Below are 15,647 nucleotides of genomic sequence, written 5' to 3'. Positions count from 1 at the left end.
CCGATGAACCGACGGGGTTTCGTAACAAACGGTTTCACGCTGATCGAGCTGATGATTGTGGTTGCGATCGTGGCCATATTGGCTGCGATTGCTTACCCATCCTACGTCAACCACGTCGAACGTACGCAGGTCTCGGATGGAAAAGCGGGGCTGACACAGGCGGCCCAGCAGATGGAGCGCTGTTTTACCGCCGAGATGAGTTATGAGAACTGCTCCATCGCAAGTGAGTCACCGGAAGGCTACTACGAGCTGGAGCTTGATGATCTCGGAGACAACACATTCACGATTACCGCCAGCGGGCAGGATGGGCATGTGAAATCGGGTGACTGCAGCACCATGACTATTGACCACCAGGGCGTCCGTAAACCTGAAGACACCTGTTGGTAGCCATTCCGGGCCGGCCTCCATCCGGTAAACGTCTACCCGGTAGTAGGAATGGATACTCCATGGGTAGTGAGTGTCTGTGCTCCTTTGTCGGCAACGGATCGGGTATTGGTTTCCATGGAGGGTTATGGATTCAGTAGCGCCAGCCACCGTTGGAGGAGCGATCGGGGTAGACGGCCTGAACCGGAATCAGAGCGGACAGAGACTGCCACAATCCCGTGGTTCATTCGCGCTCTGACGGGGTGCCGTGTAGTTCGGCGAGGTGCTGCTGGTACAGCGCCCAGATCCGCGGGGCAATCGCCCCGCGTGATCCGGGGTAGGTGAGGCGGTCGGGATCGAAATCGGTGAGGTATTCGATCTCGGTGCAGCGCAGTTCGCCGGCGATCACGTTGAAGATGAGCAGCTGGGTCCCGCGTTCGGCCAGCGGGATCAGGGCACCGATCACGCCGGTGTCGTTCAGCCCGGGTTCGCCCCGGGCGTCTCCTTCCTCGGCCGGCGGGCGCACCAGCGTGCCCAGCAGTTCCTGGAAGGCCTGGTCGCAGGCGTAGCACACCTCCGGAGCGCGTAGTCCCTGTACCCGTTCGCAGGCCGCGCGGATGTCGTCATCCGGCAGCATGGTACGTTCGGGCGGCAGGGTCACGCGGTTGGCGCTGCCGTTGGGCAGCAGTCGCGGCACGGATTCGCGGCAGGAGGGACAGTGCCAGGTGGCTACGCGAGGGCCTTCGACGATATTGCTCGGGGGCATGCGACACCGCTGGTTGCGTACACGTCCGGCGAGTATACGATCCCGCCGCACCCGCCCAAAACCGCGCCGCATCGCGCAGAGGGCTGCGCTCCCACAAGGTAACCCCGGCCCGTAGGAGGCGAGCCCTCTCGCCGATTGGGTTGTCCCCGGTGCTGCGTCGGGCAGGGGCCTGCGCTCCGGCGGTGGATTGCGGGTCAGGGAAGAAACCTGGCGAAGATATCGGGGGTTACCTATACTTGCACTTATATGTCCGATGCCGGGAGGACTTATGGGCCAGGTCACCATCTATCTCGATCAGGAACACGAACAGCGCCTCAAGCAGGCGGCGCGGGCTGCGGGTCTCCCGGTGAGCCGATATGTGGCCCGGCTGGTGGAAGACAATACCCGGAACGAATGGCCCGAGAACGTTCGGGCCTTGCCGGGCCAGTGGGCGGATTTCCCGAGCCTGGATGAGCTGCGGGTCTCCGGGTCGGACAGCGCGCGGGAAGAGCTGTGAAATATGCGCTGGACACCAATACCCTGATCTATTTCTTCAAGGGGCAGGGCAAGGTGGCCCAGCGCCTGCTGGCGACCGCTCCCGGCGATATTCTTGTCCCGACCATCGTGGTCTTCGAGATCCAGACGGGTATCAACAAATCCTCCGAGCCGCATAAGCGTCAGCGTCAGCTGGACGAGTTGCTCGACGTGGTGACGGTGATTCCGTTCGACCGTGAAGCAGCCGATCAGGCGGCTCGCATCCGCGCGGTCTTTGAGGGGAAAGGTGTTCCCATCGCCCCGATGGACACACTGATTGCTGCGTCGGCCCTCGTACGCGCCGCCACGCTTGTTACCCACAACACCGGTGAGTTTCAACGCATTCCCGACCTGCAGGTCACCGACTGGTTCGAGTAATTGGTGGCCTGGCCCATGCGTCGGAACGTGTCTTCTGGCTGGAACCGCAGCGTAAGACGGCCTCCTCCCAGCCGCGACCATGAGGCCGGTCGCGCGCGCAGTCCGCGCGGGGGCGTGCTTCCGGACTGCTCCGGATAGCGCCGGATCGCGCAGGGGGCTGCGCTCCTACGAGACCGCCCTGGCCGTAGGAGGCGAGCCCTCTCGCCGATCGCGGCGTTCGTCGACGGGTTTCAGGCGAAATAGGCGGGTTCGTTGCCGGGCTTCCACTTGATGTTGCAGCCGAGGCTGGGGTGCTGGGGCTCGGGTGCGGGCTGGCCGGCGAGCAGGGCCTCGGTGGCGTTGCGCAGGTCTTCGCCGGTCACGGGCTGGTCGCTGCCGGGGCGGGTGCTGTCGAACTGGCCGCGGTAGTAGAGCTTGCGGTCGGCGTCGAACAGGTACAGATCCGGGGTGCAGGCGGCCTGGTAGGCCTTGGCCACGGACTGGTCTTCGTCGAGGCAGTACGGGAAATTGTAGCCAAAACGGCGGGCGTCGTCGCGCATCGCGTCCGGGGCGTCTTCCGGGACGGCCTCGATGTCGTTGGAGTTGATGGCGATCACCGCGATGCCCTTTTCGGTGTATTCACGTCCGTAGCGCGCGAATTCGTGGCGGATGAGCTGCACGAAGGGGCAGTGGTTGCAGATGAACGCGATCATGTAGCCCTTGGCGTCGGGGAAGCTGTCCAGGCTGATGGTCTCGCCGGAGACGACATCGGGCAGCTGGAAGTTGGGGGCTTCGGTGCCCAGCTCGATCATCTGCGAGGGGGTGCGTGCCATCGGTTGTACTCCTGTCTGTGGTTTTCAGAGATGGACGATATTATAGGGGCCGTCCCGGGGATGCTTGAAATGCCCGGGCGCCGCCCGCATGCTTGCCCTTAACCAAGTACAGGAGTCAGGAATATGGGCTGGGTGACCGGCACCGTGCAGGAACGCAAGCAGTGGACCGACCGCCTGTTCTCGCTGCGCATCGATGCGGACGTGGAGCCCTTTGCGGCCGGGCAGTTCAACCGCCTGCGCATGGAGATCGACGGCGAACTGGTGGGGCGGCCGTATTCGTACGTGAACGCCCCGGACGAGCGCCCACTGGATTTCTACATGATCACCGTGCCGGACGGACCGCTGTCCAACCGCCTGGTGCAGCTCGAACCCGGCGACACAGTGGAACTGATGCCGCGCGCCACGGGGTTTTTCACCCTGAGCGAGCTGCCTGACGGGCGTGATCTGTGGCTGCTGTCGACCGGGACCGGAATCGGGCCGTTCCTGTCCATCCTGAAGACCGACGAGCCCTGGGAGCGCTTCGAGAACATCCGTCTGGTGCATGCGGTGCGCCACGCCGAGGAGCTTACCTACCAGGACACCATTGCGGGCTTTTCGGAGCGCGATGCGCAGCGGTTTCAGTACATCCCCTTTGTCAGCCGCGAGGCGCACCCCGGAGCCATTCAGGGGCGCATCACCACGGCGCTCTCGGAGGGTGCGCTGGAGGCGCAGGCGGGAATCGATTTTTCGCCGGAGCACTCCCAGGTGATGCTCTGCGGCAACCCCGACATGGTCTCCGATACCCAGGCCCTGCTGCGCGAACGCGGTCTGCAGAAGAACCGCCGGCGCAAGCCGGGGCATCTCACCACCGAGAGTTACTGGTAGGGTCAATCGGTCAGGTTGGCGGACCAGGCGCGGATCAGGCCGGCGACGTAGCGGGTGTGTTCCGGGCGCGACAGCAGGTGGTCGACGCGGTTGAGGGCGACAAAGCTGCGCGGGTGCTGCGCCATGCGAAAGATGTGCCCGGCATGGTCCACGTTGACCACGGTATCCCCGGGGGCGTGCAGCAGCAGGATTGGTCGGTTGAGCCGGGCCAGCGGGTTCTCCAGCGTGGGCTCCTCAATGGACTCCAGCAGCGCTCGGCCGATGGTGACCGGGCGTCCGCCGATGATCAGCCGGGCGTGGCCCTCGCGCGCGATCTCCTCGGCATGGTCCTGGAACAGGTGACGCACGTGCCCGGGGCGGCTTGGGGCGGCAATGGTGATCACGCCGTCGACCTCCGGGCGCTCGGGGGCGACCAGGATGGCCAGGGCCCCGCCGAAGCTGTGGCCCAGCAGCAGGGTGGGCTCGGTGTCCGGGCGGTGCGCGGCGAGGGTATCCAGTGCTGCTTCCAGGTCCTCGTAGCCGGTCTGCACGGTGGAATCCTCGAACGCGCCCTCGGATTCGCCCAGTCCGGCGAAGTCGAAGCGCAGGGTGGCGTAGCCCTCTTCGGCCAGCGCGCGGGCCAGGCGCACGGTGGCGGGGAAATCCTTGGAGCAGGCGAAGCAGTGCGCGATGCAGGCCTTGCCGCGCAGCGGACCGTCGGGTTCCACCAGTACGCCGCTCAGCCGGATCCCGCGCGGCGTGGGGATGGACAGCGACGTGTTGCGTACGGCCATGTTGCAGTCTCCGGGCTTGCGGGTGAGCGGGCCTGTGGCCCTGATCGGGCCGGTCTGGGATGATACGCGAGGCGTTGGATCCAGTTGGATCCCGGGGAGCGGACGTGGAATACGACAGCGAGATACGCGCAAGACTGACGGAACTGGAGGCGGAGCATCGGGCCCTGGACGGGGCGATCGAGGCGATGCAGGCGCGTCCGTCGCCGGATTTTCTCGAGATCCGACGGCTGAAGAAGCGCAAGCTGCAGCTCAAGGACAGCATCCAGCGGCTGCGCAGTCGGCTGATCCCCGATCTGAACGCCTGAGGGAGGCGGCGCCGAGGCGAGGGGGGATGCAAAAAAACGGCGCCCCGGAGGGCGCCGTCAACAGGGTCCATCCCGTTCGTGTGATGAGGCGGAAGGGGTTGCTCAGCCCCAGATGTCCGCGGTAATGCCGGCGTACCAGCCGCGGGTGTACTGCGCCTCCTGCTCACGGGTGCGGGAATCCGCACCGGTCGGGCTGAGGCCGCCGGCGCCTTCGACGCCCTGCATCTCGCCATCCTTGAACCGGTACACCGCGGCCACGCTGATGCCGTAATCCGGGGTGACCAGGCTGTAGCAGGTGTTCACGGCGGTCGGACTGACCGGTTCGCGATCCGTCAGTTCGTGGGCGATGGCCGCCGCGACGACCTTGCCCTGGGTGTTGGCGGAATGCCCGGATTTGGGCATCGCACCGGCCACCGAGGCGTCGCCCAGCACGTAGATGTTGTCGTCCATCTCCGACCTGAAGGTGTCCTGGTGTACCGGGCACCAGCCTTCACCGTTGGTCAGGCCCGCGTCGTGGGCGATCCGGTTGGCATGCTGCCGCGGGATGAAGTTCATCACGTCGGCCTGGACTTCCTCGAAGCCGGCGTCGGCGATGGCCGTCATGTTGCGCACGTCGACTGCTTCGACCAGTCCGCCGTCGGAGGCCGCGCGCCATTCGATCATGTCGCCGTATTCCTGCTCCCAACCTTCCTCGAACAGGCCCTGCTTGGAGAAGCCGTCCTTGGCGTCCAGGATGATGATCTTGGAACGCGGCTTTTCCTGCTTGAAGTAGTTGGCGATCAGCGACACACGCTCGTACGGCCCGGGCGGGCAGCGGAACGGATTGGGCGGGGCCACCATCACGAAGGTGCCGCCGTTCGGCATCTCTTCGAGCTGCTGGCGCAGGATGCGGGTCTGGTCGCCGGCCTTCCAGGCGTGCGGGATGCGCTCGGCGTCATCCTCGCTGATGCCGTCGACTGCGTCATAGCGGAAGTCGATGCCGGGCGACATCACCAGCCGGTCATAACGCAGAGTGTCACCATTCCCGAGACGCACGGACCGGTCTTCGGCATCCACCGCGGTGACCCGGTCCTGTACGACCTTGACCCCGTGGCGGCTTTCCAGCGCGCCGTAGGTCTGCTCGATGAAGTCCATGTCGACGATGCCGCCCAGCACCCAGTTGCTGCCGTAACAGGTGTAGTAGGTGGCGCTCGGCTCGACCAGGGTGACCTCCACGTCCGGCGAGTATTTCTTGAGGTACTTGGCAGCGGTCGCACCGCCCGAGCCGCCGCCGACCACGACGACATGGGCCTTGCCATTGTTGCGCGTCTTCTGCGGCGCGCAGCCGATGCCGGTCAGGGCCACGGCGCTGCCGGCCCCCACGACCTTGATGAAATTACGGCGGGAAAATTCCTGCATGATCTGGCTCCCTCTGTCTCGTTATACGCCGTTACTGGCCGAAGTAGGCGGCCATGGCTTCAATTTCCTCGTCGGTGTAGCCGCTGGCATGACGGTCCATGACCGTTGCCGGGCGATCGCCATCGCGAAACGCCTTCATCTGGCTGACGATGAGGTCGGAGGGATAGCGGCTGAGATCCGGGGCCCCCCCGGCCTCGGCGGATGCGGCGCTGTGGCAGTTGATGCAGGTGTCGGCCATCAGTTGCCCGCGGGTGATTTCGTCGTCGGCCGAAGCCTGGGCGAAGGGCACGGTCAGGGCCACGGCCCCGACCAGCCCCGCGAAAGTAAGACGCGATTTCTTCATGGGTACGGACTCCTCCGTTTGTGAAGGTTTGCTCTTTAAGCGACGGCAGCCGTGATCCGCTGCCTTCCTCCTTGTGGCCCGGTGTGCGCCCCGGGTTCTTGATTGATTCGGTCGGGTTCGGGCCCGACCTTGCGCATGATCTGTGATTGGGTCGATCATTACCTCGTCGGTATAGCATAAAAAAAAACCGTTTTCGATTAGCATTTTCTAAGAAACCCGGGGCAGAGGGAACATGAACGAGGAACGAAGGCGTCATCCGCGGATACCCATGACGGTGAACGTCGTGGTGTCCATGGAGCAGGGGGAAACGGTCACGCTGACCACCAACGACATCTCCGGTGGTGGCGCCTTCCTGCGCTGGGAGGAGGGTCAGAAACCCGATCTGCGCGGGCTGCTGGAGCTGCAGTCGGACGATGAGCTGATGCTGCAGGTGTTCGGTCTGCTGGGAGACGGTGATGAACCGCCGCGGGTGCGGGCGCAGGTCGTGCGGGTGCACGACGACGGCATCGCCGTGAAATTCGACCCCGAGGAACTCGGCGGCTGACCCGGCCCTAATGCGCCGTGGTGCGCTCCTGGGCAAGTACCCAGGGTGCCGCCACGATGGCAGTGAACACCGGGTCGCTTTCGGTCCAGCGGCGGGCATCCTCGTCGGAGGCGCGCGCGACCTGGCCGCTCGCCAGCCATGCGCTGACCTCGTGGGTGGCGTCGTCACGGAAGGCCCGGGCGACCTCGATCAGGTCCAGCTCCGGCGCCACGCGGATGACCACCCCGCGCGCGAAATGCGGCATCAGTTCGCCCCAGCGGATGGGACCGGCCTCCTGTTCCAGGGGGACGCGGGGTTCGCCCTCGTCGGGCGCTGCGGCGGGCAGTTCGGACGGTTCGGACATGATGCTCGCACTCATTAAACGGGCCGGTTTCAGATCCTGTTCAGGCTAGGGCGATACCCTTCGCGCTGCAACCGTCGATCCGGGAGGTCCTTCATGTCGTTCAGGCTGTCCGCAATCCGAGCGGCGCTGCTCGCGGCGCTTCTGGCAGGCCCCGCGGGTGCCTGGGCGGATGCCGGCACGGCGGAGAACGGCACCGTGTGGACCCTGGACGAGGCCGTCGAGCGGGTCGAGGCGCTGTACCCGGGGCGGGTACTCTCCGCCCGCGAGCTGGAGGGCGACGGCAGCGAGCGGATCTTCGTGGTGCGCATCCTGACCGAGGACCGGGAGGTCCGTACGCTGCGGATCGAACAGGGTACGGAGGTGCACCGATGAATCTGCGGATCGTGCTGGTGGAAGATGACCCCGACCTGCGCGGTCAGCTGGCCGACGAACTGCAGGAGGCCGGGTGCCGGGTGGATACCGCCGCCGATGGCGACACCGGCCTCTATCTGCTGACCGAATACAACTGTGACATCGCGGTGGTCGATCTCGGCCTGCCGGGCATGGACGGTCTCGACGTGATCCGCCGCACCCGCGAGCAGAAATCGCGCCTGCCGATCCTGGTACTCACCGCGCGGGATCGCTGGCAGGACAAGGTCGAGGGCCTGGAAGCCGGCGCCGACGACTACCTCACCAAACCGTTTCATGTCGAAGAACTGGTGGCGCGCCTGCGCGCGCTGGCGCGGCGCAGCCTGCAGTCGGGCCACGAGGCGCTGCGTTTTGGTCCGCTGGTGATCGATACCGCGTCGGATGCGGTGTGGCTGCACGGCGAGGGCGTCAGCCTGACCACCTTCGAGTACCGCCTGCTGCTGCATCTGGCGCGCCAGCCCGGCCGTGTGCTGAGCAAGGATGCGCTGGCCGACTATCTCTACGAGCACGACGACGACCGCGAGAGCAACGTGATCGAGGTCCTGATCGGCCGGTTGCGCCGCAAGCTGGACCCGGCCGGCGAGCTGGGGGTGATCGAGACCCTGCGCGGTCGCGGCTATCGCTTCGCCCTGCAGCCCGACGCCGCTTCGGCCGACGCCTGAGCGGGAGCGTTACGCGCTTCCATGTCCCCTGCCGATCGTTCCCTGGCCGATCGAGCCGCCCGGGCGCCGCTGCTCCTGCGCATCGGGCTGGTGGCGGTGGCGGTGGTGCTGTTGTTTTCGTTGCTCACCGCCTGGGTGCTGGAGACGGCCTTCCGCGACAACGCCGCCGACGCCGCCGAGACTCGGCTGGAGGCGCAGGTCCTGCTGCTGATGGGCATGGCCGAGGTGCTGGCCGCCGACGACATCCGGGTGCCGCAGATGCTGCCGGAAAGCCGTCTGCAGCTGCCCGGCAGCGGGTTGTACGCGCGCATTATCGGCCCCACCGGTGACACCGTCTGGCGCTCGCCGTCCGCGGTGGCCACCGAGCTGAGCGACTGGTCGCGCGACGAGTACTTTGTCTACACCATGACGGTGCGCTGGCAGCTGGACGGCGAATCCGTACCGCTGATCTTCCAGATGCTGGAGGACCGCAGTGCGTTCGACGAGCAGGTGGAAAGCTACCGCTACTCGCTGTGGCAGGGCCTGCTGACCATGACCCTGTCGTTGATCGTGGCGCTGATCCTGGCGTTGTGGTTCTGGGGGCTGCGGCCACTGCGCCGGGTACGGGCGGAGCTGGATGCCCTGCGCCACGGTGACCGGGTGCATCTGGAGGGGCCCTACCCGCGCGAAATCGGTGCGCTGACCGGTTCCATCAACGACCTGATCGACTTTGAACGCGAGCGTCTGGTGCGCCAGCAGAACGCACTGGCGGATCTCGCCCACAGTCTCAAGACGCCGATCGCCTCGCTGCGCCTGAACCTGGAAGGGCACGCCCCCGATCACGAGGATCTGCGGCGCCAGGTCGACCGCCTGCAGGCCATGGTCCAGCACCAGCTCAACCAGGCTCAGCGGGTGGGGCCGGTCCCGTTCCAGACCCCGGAGCCGCTGGCGCCGGTGATCGAGCGCACCTGCCGCGCCCTGCGGCGTCTGGCGGAGCACAAGGGGGTGTCGCTGGAGAGCGATCTGGCTGAGGGCTGTGCCCTGCGCATGGACTCGGGCGCGATGCTCGAACTGCTGGGCAATCTGCTGGACAACGCGGTGCGCCATGCCCGTTCGCGCGTGCTCATCACCACCCGCTGCGATGCCGGAGAAACCGTCCTCATGGTGGACGACGACGGTCCCGGGATCGCCAGGGCGGATCGCGCTCGGGTGCTGGAGCGCGGCCAGCGGGCCGACACCCGGGAGGGGACGGATGGCCAGGCGACCGGCCAGGGGCTGGGGCTCAGCATCATCCATACCCTGGTGACCGACCATGGTGGTCGCCTGGAGATCGAGCGCGCCCCGGAGCTGGGCGGGGCCCGCCTGCGGCTGGTGTTTCCCTAAAGCCGGAACGCGGCCAGCGAGTCCTCCGGCGCCATCCCGGCGAGTCCGTCGCGCACCTGTGCCGCCGCGCCGCAGGCGAAGGTCCAGCCGAGGTGACCCGCACCGGTGTTCAGATGCAGGCCCGGCACTGCGGTAGGCCCCAGAATGGGGGTGCCGCGGTCGCTCATCGGACGCAGCCCGGCCCACGGGGCCATGGTCTCGTGGTCGAACTGCGCCGGCAGGCCGGGCAGCGTGCGTCGGCACTGGGCCAGCACGTTGGCCGCGCGGCGGTCCTCCATGCGCGCGTCGCGGCCGGCGAATTCGGCGGTGCCCGCCAGTCGCAGCCGGTCGCCCAGCGGGGTCATCACCACCTTGCTGGCGTCGTCGATCAGCGGCAGGTCCAGCCGAAGTTCGGCGTCCATCGGCAGGGTCAGGGAGTAGCCCTTCACCGGGGCCACTGGCAGATGCAGCCCGAGCGGGCGCAGCAGGGCCGGGGCCTCGTAGCCGCTCGCGACCACACAGGCATCGGCCGCGACCGGGCCCTCATAGGTCTCGATCGCGTCGATTCGCCCCTGGAACGTGCGCAGCCGTCGCACCCGCGTCGCGGGCCGGTAGCGCAGTCCGTGCCGGCGTGCGATTTCCAGCAGGCCGGCGGTGAAACGCCGGGCATCCCCGACCGCATCATCGGGGAAGTACAGACCGCCGCAGAGTTCGTCGCGCACGCCGGCCAGCGCGGGTTCGCGGTCGATCACCTGTTCGGTGTCCCAGGCCTCGAAATGCACGCCCTCGGTCTGCATCGCCTCGGCCGCGCTTCGGTTGCGGGCGAGGCTGTCCGGATCGCGGAAGATCTTGAGGATGCCGGATTCGCGGAAGTCGAACGCCAGGCCCTCGTCGGCCAGCTCCCGGCTCAGGCGCCGGGTCTCGCGCAGGGAGAACGCGGCCAGGCGGGCGTTGACCAGGGCGTGCCGCTCGAAGGCTGAATGCCGGCTGTGCCACAGAAACCGCAGGCCCCAGCCGGCCAGCCCGGGCAGGGCGCGCGGGCGCATCAGCAGCGGGGAGTCCTCGCGCCCCAGATAGCGCAGCAGATCGAGGCCCACGCCCGGGGTGTTCCAGGGCTCGGCGTGGCTGGCGTGCAGCATGCCGCCGTTGGCGTGGCTCGCACCGGCCGCCGGTTCCGGCGCGGCATCCAGCAGGGTGACCTCGAATCCGGCCTCGCGCAGATACCACGCGGTGGTGACCCCCATCACGCCGCCTCCGATGACCACCACGTGCATTTGCAGTCCTCCCGTTGCCTACAAGGATCCGGCGAGACGTTTGATCAGCGTGTCGTATTCGCGTTCCAGACGCTGCGCCGAAACCTTCTCGCGGGTGCCCAGTTCCTGGGCGAACTGCGATACGCGGAACTCCTCGATGCGGTAGCGAAAGGCCAGGACATCGGGGTCATCGGGGCGACGCTCCAGCAGGTCGCGGGCCTTCTGCCACAGCGGTTCCACCGCCACCCGGCCGGCGCGGTCCTTGTCCGGGGCCCGGTTCAGACGCTCCAGGCGCCGCTCGATGCCCTGCAGGTAGCGCGGGAACTCGGGCAGCACGTCGGGTGGGGTGCTCAGCAGGAAGTCCGGCGGGACCAGGGCATCGAGCTGATCGCGGATGTCGCGTGCCGCCTCGATCCAGGACAGCGGGAGATCGCCGTGCAGCCGGGAGCGCAGGTCGTGCCAGCGGGCGAGGATGTCGGCCGCCAGGCGGGCCAGTTCGGTGGCGGCCGGACCCAGTTCGCCGCGCCCGGCTTCCAGGCGCTCGGCGAACGCTTCGGCATCGCGTGGCCAGTGTTCCGGGGCGTCGGCGAGGAACACCCGGTCGGCCGCCGCTTCCAGGATCTGGTCGCGCAGGGTGTCGCCCTGGCCGAGCGTGGCGTAGTGCAGGCTGGCGCGGTCCATGTCCGGCAGCTGGCGCTTGAGATCGCGCACCGCCGGGCGCAGGGCGAGCAGGAACAGCCGGCGCAGCCCGGCGCGATGGCGGCGCTCGGCTGCGGCGGGGTCGGGTTCCAGCTCCAGTGACACGCTGTCGCCACAGTCCACCAGCACCGGGAAGGCGCGCATGCGGGCGCCCTGGTGTTCGTGTTCCACGCTCTCCGGCAATGCGCCGAAGTCCCATTCGGTGATGCCCTCGCGCTGGGGGCCGTCCGTCGTACCGGGGTCGAAGGTGGCCTCCGCAGTGCCGCCGAGTTCGGCCTTGAGCGCCGGCAGATCGCGCCCGGCGGTCAGCTCGTTCCCCTCCGGGTCGAGGATGCGAAAGCGCAGGATCAGGTGCGGTTCGAGCGTGTCCGGGCGCCAGGCATCGGGCGGGATGGCGGTGCCGGTCATGCGCTCCAGCTCCTCGGCCAGCGCCGGTAGCAGCGGGCCCTGGCAGTGCTCCAGTCGGGCCAGTGCGGCGCGGGCGAAGTCCGGAGCCGGCACGAACTGGCGCCGCAGGCTCTTGGGCAGGCTCTTCAGCAGCGCCGTGACCCGCTCCTCCAGCAGCCCCGGCACCAGCCAGTCGCCCAGCCAGTCGGGCACCGCGTTGAGTACCGCCACAGGGACGTCCACGGTCACCCCGTCGTCTTCCTTCCCGGGTTCGAAGCGGTAGTGCAGCGGCAGGCGCAGGCCTTCCAGCTCGAGGTGGTCGGGGTAGGCGCCCTGCGGCAGGGATTCTTCCGGTTCGTTGCGCAGCTCGGCGGGGTCGATGCACAGGCAGTCGGGGTCCTTCTGCTCGCGTTTGCGCACCCAGCGCTCGAACGACGGGCCGTCACGCACGTCGTCCGGGATGCGCGCGGCGTAGAACTCGAACAGCCGGTCCTCCTCGGCCAGCAGGTCGCGGCGCCGGCCGCGGGCCTCCTCCTCGGTGATCGCGGCCACCGCCTCGCGGTTGGCGCGCACGCCGCGCGAACGGGTGCGCAGCTGGCCGCCGACCAGTCCCTCGCGGATGAAGATGCGCCGGGCCTCCTCGGGGTCGTGGCGGGCGAAGTCCACCGGCTTTTTCGCCGCGACCACCAGGCCGTAGAGGGTGATGCGGTCGTAGGCGCCCACCCGCCCGCTCCGGCGCTGGAAATGGGGCTCGAAGATATGATGGCGCAGCAGGTGCGGGGCCACCTCCAGCAGCCAGTCGGGTTCGATGCGCGCGTTCTCGCGGGCATATACCCGGGTGGTCTCGGCGATCTCCGCGCTGACCACCCAGTTGGGCTTTTTCTTCGCCAGCACCGAGCCCGGATGGATCTGGAAGCGGCGGTTGCGCGCGCCGAGGTAGTCGCCGCGTTCGGTCTTCTGCCCGATCTGGCTGACCAGCCCGCTCAGCAGGGCGCGATGCACGGACTCGGGTTCGGCCGTCGCGCGGCCCGGGTGCAGTTCCATGTCGCGCGCCAGGCGCAGCAGCTGGCTGCGCAGCTCCTGCCATTCGCGCATGCGCATGAAGTTGAGGAAGTGTTCGCGGCACCAGCGCTTCAGGGCGTTCGAACCGCGTGCCTCGCGCGCGTCGTGCCAGGCCTGCCACAGCCGCAGCATGCCCATGAAGTCGGAGCCCTCGACGCGAAACTCGGCATGCGCGGTGTCGGCCGCCTGCGTGGCGTCGGCGGGGCGCTCGCGCGGGTCCTGCAGGGACAGGAACGCGGCGATGGTGGCGGTCTCGGTCACACAGCCATGCTCGGCGCCGGCCAGCAGCATCGCCCCGTGGCGCGGATCCACCGGCATGCGCGAGAGCTGGCGGCCGCGCTCCTGCAGGCGATGGCCGGCATCCACCGCCCCCAGTTCCTCCAGCAGGCGATAGCCGTCCTTGATCAGGCGCGAATCCGGCGGGTCGACGAACGGGAAGCGCCGCGGGTCGCCCAGTTTCAGCGCGGCCATCTGCAGGATCACCGAGGCGAGGTTGGAGCGCTGGATCTCCGGGTCGGTGAAGGCCGGGCGCTGCTGGTAGTCCTCCTCGGAGAACAGGCGGATACAGACCCCCGGCCCGAGGCGGCCGCAGCGTCCGGCACGCTGGTCGCAGGCGGCCTGTGACACCGGTTCGAGGCTCAGCCGCTGCACCTGCGTGCGCCACGAATAGCGCGACACCCGGGCCAGCCCGGAGTCGATCACGTAGCGGATGCCGGGTACGGTCAGCGCGGTCTCGGCGACGTTGGTGGCGAGCACGATGCGCCGGCCCGAGTGCGCCTGGAATACCCGTGACTGCTCGCGCGCCGACAGCCGCGCGTAAAGCGGCAGGACCTCGGTGTCGGGCGCGGATTCCTCGCCACGCAGGGCGCGGTGGGCATCGCGGATCTCGCGTTCGCCCGGCAGGAACACCAGGATGTCGCCGGGGCCGGCGCGGCGGCATTCGCGCACCGCGTCGCGGATGCCGGTGAACAGGTCGCGTTCGCCGCCGTCATCGTCTTCGTCGTCGTCTGCGGCATCCGGTTCCAGCGGGCGGTAGCGCAGCTCCACCGGATAGGTACGTCCGGGCACGTCGATCATCGGGGCGTCGTCGAAGAACCGCGACAGGCGTTCCGGGTCCAGGGTGGCCGAGGTGATGATTACCCGAAGCTCCGGACGTTTGCGCACCAGGCGCTGCAGGACCCCCATCAGGAAGTCGATGTTGAGGCTGCGCTCGTGGGCCTCGTCGACGATGACGGTGTCGTAGGCCAGCAGCTCGGGGTCGTGGGCCATCTCGGCCAGCAGCATGCCGTCGGTCATCAGGCGGACGAAGTTGTCCGGCCCGGTGCGGTCGGAGAAGCGGACCTTGCAGCCCACCGCGGCGCCGGACTCCTCGCCCAGCGGGGTGCCCAGCTCCTCGGCGATGCGCGCGGCCACCGAGCGTGCGGCGATGCGCCGTGGCTGGGTGTGGCCGATCAGGCCGCCGCGCCCGCGTCCGGCCTCCAGGCACAGCTTGGGCAGCTGCGTGGTCTTGCCGGAGCCGGTCTCGCCGGAGAGCACGATCACGGAGTGGGTGCGGATCGCCTCGATGATCCGTTCGCGTTCGGCATGGACGGGGAGGTCGCCGGTGTAGACAGGCTCGGGGCGGCGGGCCTCGGTGGCTGCTTCGCGCTGCTGCTCGGCCGTCAGGCGCTCTCGCAGGTTGCGGGCGAGGCGGTCGCAGGGCTGGCCGCGGTCGCGCCGGCGCCGCGCACGGCGCAGCAGGTCCTGCAGGTCACGGCGTTCGGCGATGCGCTGGACGCGGTCGACCTCGGCGGACAGCGCGTCGAGATCTGGCGCGGCGCTCTCCCCGGATCCCATATTCAGCCCCGGTCGCGCAGGCGCAGGGCCTCGATGCCTTCCGATTGCAGGCGTTCCAGCACCTCGCGCGTGCGGTCCGGATCGGTGTAGGGGCCGAGGTAGACGCGATACCAGGTCTCGCCGTCGACGTCGGTCTCGCTGATCTCCGGGGACAGGCCCAGCAGGGTCAGGCGGGCGCGCATCTCGTCGGCCTGTTCGGCGCGCCGGAACGAGCCGGTCTGCAGCAGCACGGGCTCGCCATCGTCCGGGGTGGCGGTTTCCGGCGCCAGCGGCGCGGGTTCGTCTTCCTCGGCGGCCGGCGGATCGGGCACCGGGACCTCGTCTTCGGGCAGCAGCTCGTAGTAGCGAAAACGGGTTTCCTGTTCCTCGGGCGGCGGGTCGGCGGCGGGCTCTTCCGCCGGCGACTCGACCTCCGGGCGGTCGCGTTCGCTCAGCCAGTCGCCGAGGCTGTCGGGCCGGTCGGCCCCCTGCAGATACATGACCGCGGCCACGCCCAGTCCGATCAGCAGGCCGGCCAGCAGCCAGACCCAGCCGGGCAGCGGGCCCCGTTGCTTCTTCTGCGCCGGCTTGCGGCGTACCTTGCGGGCCTGGGCCATG

At 68.3% G+C, this 15,647-nt stretch carries 18 protein-coding genes; 9 read left to right on the top strand and 9 right to left on the bottom strand.

Annotation, left to right across the window (positions count from 1 at the left end):
* Positions 1-3: 3 nt before the first annotated feature.
* Positions 4-387 carry a type IV pilin protein gene (locus D571_RS0106625; protein ID WP_018935891.1) on the top strand — a complete coding sequence of 128 codons (384 nt, stop codon included), beginning with the start codon at positions 4-6 and terminating at the stop codon, positions 385-387.
* A gap of 220 nt (positions 388-607) precedes the next feature.
* Here the strand turns inward: D571_RS0106625 and D571_RS0106620 are convergent, their stop codons facing one another.
* Positions 608-1,129, bottom strand: coding sequence for a hypothetical protein (locus D571_RS0106620; protein ID WP_026287653.1), 522 nt, complete (start codon positions 1,127-1,129; stop codon positions 608-610).
* 268 nt (positions 1,130-1,397) lie between these two features.
* Here D571_RS0106620 and D571_RS0106615 point away from each other — a divergent pair, with 268 nt between their 5' ends.
* Positions 1,398-1,625, top strand: a complete 228-nt coding sequence (locus D571_RS0106615) for a hypothetical protein (protein WP_018935889.1) — start codon at positions 1,398-1,400, stop codon at positions 1,623-1,625.
* Positions 1,622-2,020, top strand: a complete 399-nt coding sequence (locus D571_RS0106610; RefSeq protein ID WP_018935888.1) for a type II toxin-antitoxin system VapC family toxin — start codon at positions 1,622-1,624, stop codon at positions 2,018-2,020. Before D571_RS0106615 ends, D571_RS0106610 begins: the two co-directional genes overlap by 4 nt.
* Positions 2,021-2,250: 230 nt before the next feature.
* On the opposite strand, the gene D571_RS0106605 is transcribed toward D571_RS0106610, so the two are convergent.
* The gene (locus D571_RS0106605; protein WP_018935887.1) at positions 2,251-2,832 is read right to left on the bottom strand and encodes a thioredoxin family protein; all 582 of its coding nucleotides are present in this window, start codon (positions 2,830-2,832) and stop codon (positions 2,251-2,253) included.
* A 123-nt stretch (positions 2,833-2,955) separates the two neighbouring features.
* Here D571_RS0106605 and D571_RS0106600 point away from each other — a divergent pair, with 123 nt between their 5' ends.
* On the top strand, positions 2,956-3,696 hold the full coding sequence (locus tag D571_RS0106600; RefSeq protein ID WP_018935886.1) for a ferredoxin--NADP reductase: 741 nt from the start codon (positions 2,956-2,958) through the stop codon (positions 3,694-3,696).
* Positions 3,697-3,698: 2 nt separating this feature from the next.
* On the opposite strand, the gene D571_RS0106595 is transcribed toward D571_RS0106600, so the two are convergent.
* Positions 3,699-4,469: a carboxylesterase gene (locus tag D571_RS0106595; protein WP_018935885.1), complete on the bottom strand. Its 771-nt coding sequence runs from the start codon at positions 4,467-4,469 to the stop codon at positions 3,699-3,701.
* Positions 4,470-4,573: 104 nt separating this feature from the next.
* On the opposite strand from D571_RS0106595, the gene D571_RS0106590 reads away from it, so the two are divergent.
* Entirely contained in the window at positions 4,574-4,774 is a 201-nt protein-coding gene (locus D571_RS0106590) for a YdcH family protein (RefSeq protein ID WP_018935884.1), read from the top strand.
* A gap of 102 nt (positions 4,775-4,876) precedes the next feature.
* Here D571_RS0106590 and D571_RS0106585 read toward each other — a convergent pair whose 3' ends face one another.
* A complete protein-coding gene (locus D571_RS0106585) occupies positions 4,877-6,172 on the bottom strand; it encodes an NAD(P)/FAD-dependent oxidoreductase (protein ID WP_018935883.1) in 1,296 nt (431 codons plus the stop codon).
* A gap of 31 nt (positions 6,173-6,203) precedes the next feature.
* Positions 6,204-6,515: a c-type cytochrome gene (locus D571_RS0106580; RefSeq protein ID WP_018935882.1), complete on the bottom strand. Its 312-nt coding sequence runs from the start codon at positions 6,513-6,515 to the stop codon at positions 6,204-6,206.
* A gap of 232 nt (positions 6,516-6,747) precedes the next feature.
* Between D571_RS0106580 and D571_RS0106575 the strand changes: the two genes are divergently transcribed.
* On the top strand, positions 6,748-7,059 hold the full coding sequence (locus D571_RS0106575; RefSeq protein ID WP_083916876.1) for a PilZ domain-containing protein: 312 nt from the start codon (positions 6,748-6,750) through the stop codon (positions 7,057-7,059).
* A gap of 7 nt (positions 7,060-7,066) precedes the next feature.
* Here D571_RS0106575 and D571_RS0106570 read toward each other — a convergent pair whose 3' ends face one another.
* Positions 7,067-7,402: a DUF2288 domain-containing protein gene (locus D571_RS0106570; RefSeq protein ID WP_026287652.1), complete on the bottom strand. Its 336-nt coding sequence runs from the start codon at positions 7,400-7,402 to the stop codon at positions 7,067-7,069.
* A 93-nt stretch (positions 7,403-7,495) separates the two neighbouring features.
* Here D571_RS0106570 and D571_RS0106565 point away from each other — a divergent pair, with 93 nt between their 5' ends.
* Genes D571_RS0106565 through D571_RS0106555 form a run of 3 tightly spaced genes read left to right on the top strand, consistent with a single transcriptional unit; the run spans position 7,496 to position 9,834 of the window.
* Complete coding sequence (locus D571_RS0106565) at positions 7,496-7,774, top strand: PepSY domain-containing protein (protein ID WP_018935879.1); 279 nt, start codon at positions 7,496-7,498, stop codon at positions 7,772-7,774.
* Positions 7,771-8,472: a response regulator transcription factor gene (locus tag D571_RS0106560; protein ID WP_018935878.1), complete on the top strand. Its 702-nt coding sequence runs from the start codon at positions 7,771-7,773 to the stop codon at positions 8,470-8,472. The genes D571_RS0106565 and D571_RS0106560 overlap by 4 nt, the downstream gene beginning before the upstream one ends.
* A gap of 21 nt (positions 8,473-8,493) precedes the next feature.
* Positions 8,494-9,834 carry a HAMP domain-containing sensor histidine kinase gene (locus tag D571_RS0106555; RefSeq protein ID WP_018935877.1) on the top strand — a complete coding sequence of 447 codons (1,341 nt, stop codon included), beginning with the start codon at positions 8,494-8,496 and terminating at the stop codon, positions 9,832-9,834.
* On the opposite strand, the gene D571_RS0106550 is transcribed toward D571_RS0106555, so the two are convergent.
* From D571_RS0106550 to D571_RS0106540, 3 genes are read right to left on the bottom strand one after another with little or no spacing between them, the layout of a single operon-like run.
* Positions 9,831-11,087 carry an FAD-dependent oxidoreductase gene (locus tag D571_RS0106550; protein WP_018935876.1) on the bottom strand — a complete coding sequence of 419 codons (1,257 nt, stop codon included), beginning with the start codon at positions 11,085-11,087 and terminating at the stop codon, positions 9,831-9,833. The two genes, D571_RS0106555 and D571_RS0106550, sit on opposite strands and share 4 nt — an antisense overlap.
* An 18-nt stretch (positions 11,088-11,105) precedes the next feature.
* Complete coding sequence (gene hrpA, locus D571_RS0106545; protein WP_018935875.1) at positions 11,106-15,050, bottom strand: ATP-dependent RNA helicase HrpA; 3,945 nt, start codon at positions 15,048-15,050, stop codon at positions 11,106-11,108.
* 2 nt (positions 15,051-15,052) lie between these two features.
* A complete protein-coding gene (locus tag D571_RS0106540) occupies positions 15,053-15,646 on the bottom strand; it encodes an SPOR domain-containing protein (RefSeq protein ID WP_018935874.1) in 594 nt (197 codons plus the stop codon).
* Position 15,647: the final 1 nt, after the last annotated feature.

This window comes from Thioalkalivibrio sp. ALJ24 (genome assembly GCF_000377785.1).
Lineage (GTDB): Bacteria > Pseudomonadota > Gammaproteobacteria > Ectothiorhodospirales > Ectothiorhodospiraceae > Thioalkalivibrio.
Note: the sequence above shows the minus strand (reverse complement) of the source record. Positions and strands in the feature narration are given on the sequence as shown.